This is a genomic window from Nonomuraea zeae (assembly GCF_005889725.1).
In the GTDB taxonomy this organism is placed as follows: Bacteria; Actinomycetota; Actinomycetes; order Streptosporangiales; family Streptosporangiaceae; genus Nonomuraea; species Nonomuraea zeae.
On sequence record NZ_VCKX01000576.1, the window covers coordinates 1 to 2,897 of the forward strand.

The window sequence follows — 2,897 nt, forward strand, 5'->3', positions numbered from 1 at the left end:
GGTGCTGGAGGTGCACGACGACGGCCCGGGGATGTCGCCGGAGGAGGCGCTGGACGAGGTGGCCCGGGCGCTCGGCGAGGACCCGTGGACCGAGTCCTGGCCGATCGTGCTGGCCGGCGTGGTGCCTGACCGGGTCTCGATCGGCGGGCTGCCGCTGCACCCCAGGGCCCGCGATCCCTGGCGGCTGATCGCCGTCTCGGGCGGGCATCCGCTGACGGTGGCCGCCGAATGGACCCCGCGGGGCCTGCGCCCCCTGACCACCTGGGACGACGAGGGAATGGCGGTGATCCTGTGAAGGGCTGGGAAGATCTGGCGTCGACGGCGCTGGTGGGCACCGGGCGCCGGCCGTACCGAGGGGATCTGCTCGCCGACGCGGCCGTCGAGGTGGCGCGGCGGCGGGCCGGACGGCGGACGGACGAGAGCGCCCCGCCCGCGCCCGCGCCCGCTGAGGAGCAGGCGGCGGTGGGGAGGCGCGCGGCCGAGCGGCTGGTGCGGATCATCGGCGGCGACCACGAGCGGCTGCTGCCCGAGTGGCTGGCCGCGGCGGCCGCGACGGGCCGCAGGGTGCCCGCCTACGCGCTGCCGGAGCTGCTGGAGAGGGGCCGGCGAGACCGCTCGATCAGGGTGCATCTCGGCGTGCTGGCCGGGCGGCGCGGCAGGTGGCTGGCCGGGCTCGACCCCGCCTGGGACTACCTGCTGGAGGAGCCGACGGGCGAGACCTGGGAGCTGGGCGGCGCGGCGGACCGGCGGGCGCACCTGCGGGCGCTGAGGGCGGCCGACCCGGCGCGGGCCAGGCGGCTGCTGGAGAGCACCTGGGAGCGGGAGACGCCCGATGACCGGGCCGAGTTCGTCGAGGTGCTGGCCGACGGGTTGAGCATGGACGACGAGCCGTTCCTGGAGGAGGCGCTCGACGACCGCCGCAGGGAGGTCCGCCAGGCCGCCGCCAACCTGCTCACCCGCCTGCCCGGCTCGCGCATGTCGCAGCGGATGGCCGCGCGGGTGAGCGCCTGCGTGAGCGTCACCGGCCAGACGATCGCCGTCGACCCGCCCAAGGAGTGCGACAGGGCGATGGAACGCGACGGCATCCGCCCGAAGCCGCCCAGAGGCATCGGCGAGCGGGCCTGGTGGCTGCAGCAGGTCATCGCCCGCGCCCCGCTGTCGATCTGGGGCGGCCCGCCGGCCGCGCTGCTCAAGCTGAAGATCCCCGACTGGGACGCCGAGGTGAAGGCCGCCTGGGTGCGCGCGGCCGTGCTGCAGAAGGACCCGGAGTGGGCGCGGGCGATGTTCGGGTGGGACCCGATCGCGGACCTTCTTGAGGCGTTGCCGCCCGACGAGCAGCAGGAGCTTGCCGCTCATTTCGTGAAAAATCATGACCTGGACAGCCAGTTGATCATGGTGTTGGGCGGCGTGTCGTCCCATTGGCGCGAGGGCCTGGCCACGGCCGTCCTCCGCAAGATCGTGAAAGTGGCCGCCACGCAGCCCTGGAACCTCGGCGAGCTGGTCAAGCTGGCGGGCGAGCACATCGATCCGGCCCTGTTCCTCCTGGCCGAGAGCTATTCGCCCGTGGAGCCCATCCAGCAGGTCGCCGCCCTGCTGCGTTTCCGTGCAGACATGTACAAGGAGCTTGTTCCATGACCGTTTTGCGACCGCATGCCGAAGACCAGTACACCGAAGAGCTGGCTCTGCTGGCCAAGGACGACGACCGGCACAGGCCCCCGGGCTGGAAGCTGTCGCCGTGGGCCGTGACCACCTACATCCTGGGCGACGGCGACCGCATCACCCCGAAATACGTGGGCGCGCGCCGCATCGTCGAGGTCGCCGTCGCCACGCTGGCGACCGACCGCGCGCTGCTGCTGCTCGGCGTGCCCGGCACCGCCAAGACGTGGCTGTCGGAGCACCTGGCCGCCGCCATCAGCGGCGACTCGACGCTGCTCGTGCAGGGCACGGCCGGCACCGCGGAAGAGGCCATCAGGTACGGCTGGAACTACGCCAGGCTCCTGGCCGAAGGGCCGTCGATCGAGGCGCTGACCCCGTCGCCGGTGATGCGCGCGATGGCCGAGGGCCGGATCGCCCGCGTCGAGGAGCTGACCCGCATGCCGTCCGACGTCCAGGACGCCCTGATCACCGTGCTGTCGGAGAAGACCCTGCCGATCCCCGAGCTCAACCGCGAGGTGCAGGCCGAGCGCGGGTTCAACGTGATCGCCACGGCCAACGACCGCGACCGGGGGGTCAACGAGCTGTCCAGCGCGCTGCGCCGCCGCTTCAACACGGTCGTCCTGCCGGTCCCGGCCACCGCCGAGGAGGAGGTGGACATCGTCTCCCGTCGCGTGACCCAGCTCGGCCGTTCCCTGGCGCTGCCCGAGACGACGACGGGGCTGGCCGAGATCCGGCGGGTGGTGACGGTGTTCCGCGAGCTGCGCACGGGTGTGACCGAGGACGGGCGCACCAAGGTCAAGTCGCCCAGCGGCACCCTGTCCACGGCCGAGGCGATCTCGGTGCTCACCAGCGGCATCGCGCTGGCCGCCCACTTCGGCGACGGGGTGCTCCGACCGGCTGACGTGGCCGCCGGGATCGTGGGCGCGGTGGTGCAGGAGCCGGTCTCCGATCGGGTGGTGTGGCGCGAATACCTGGAGACGGTGGTCCGCGAGCGCAAGGACTGGCGTGACTTCTACCGCGCCTGCCGCGAGGTGTCGTGAGCGGGTTCGGGGAGGCGCTGGCGTGGTCCGGGGGGCCTCGGGAGGTGGCGGTGTGGTGAGCGGGCTCCGCGATGAGAGGGCGGTGGCGTCGTGAGCGGGCCGCAGGAGGACGGTGGCGTCGTGACCGGAGCCGGGGAAGGTGGTGGCGTGGTGCGGGGATCTCGCGAGGGGGGCGGTGACGTGAGCGGGTCCTCCGAGGGC

Annotated in this window: 2 protein-coding genes and 1 pseudogene; all 3 read left to right on the forward strand. The window is 73.3% G+C overall.

Annotated features, from left to right (window positions below; genetic code table 11):
* Positions 1–295 (forward strand): annotated as a pseudogene (locus ETD85_RS61315) (SWIM zinc finger family protein); the annotation flags it as partial.
* Positions 292–1,635, forward strand: a complete 1,344-nt coding sequence (locus ETD85_RS61320; RefSeq protein WP_240780165.1) for a DUF5691 domain-containing protein — start codon at positions 292–294, stop codon at positions 1,633–1,635. The pseudogene ETD85_RS61315 and the gene ETD85_RS61320, both read left to right, overlap by 4 nt.
* On the forward strand, positions 1,632–2,696 hold the full coding sequence (locus ETD85_RS61325; RefSeq protein WP_138698944.1) for an ATP-binding protein: 1,065 nt from the start codon (positions 1,632–1,634) through the stop codon (positions 2,694–2,696). The genes ETD85_RS61320 and ETD85_RS61325 overlap by 4 nt, the downstream gene beginning before the upstream one ends.
* Positions 2,697–2,897 lie beyond the last annotated feature (201 nt).

Excerpts from the sequence above, each read along its gene's own strand:
- ETD85_RS61325 (WP_138698944.1), top strand. The coding sequence starts at position 1,632 with ATGACCGTTTTGCGACCGCATGCCGAAGACCAGTACACCGAAGAGCTG.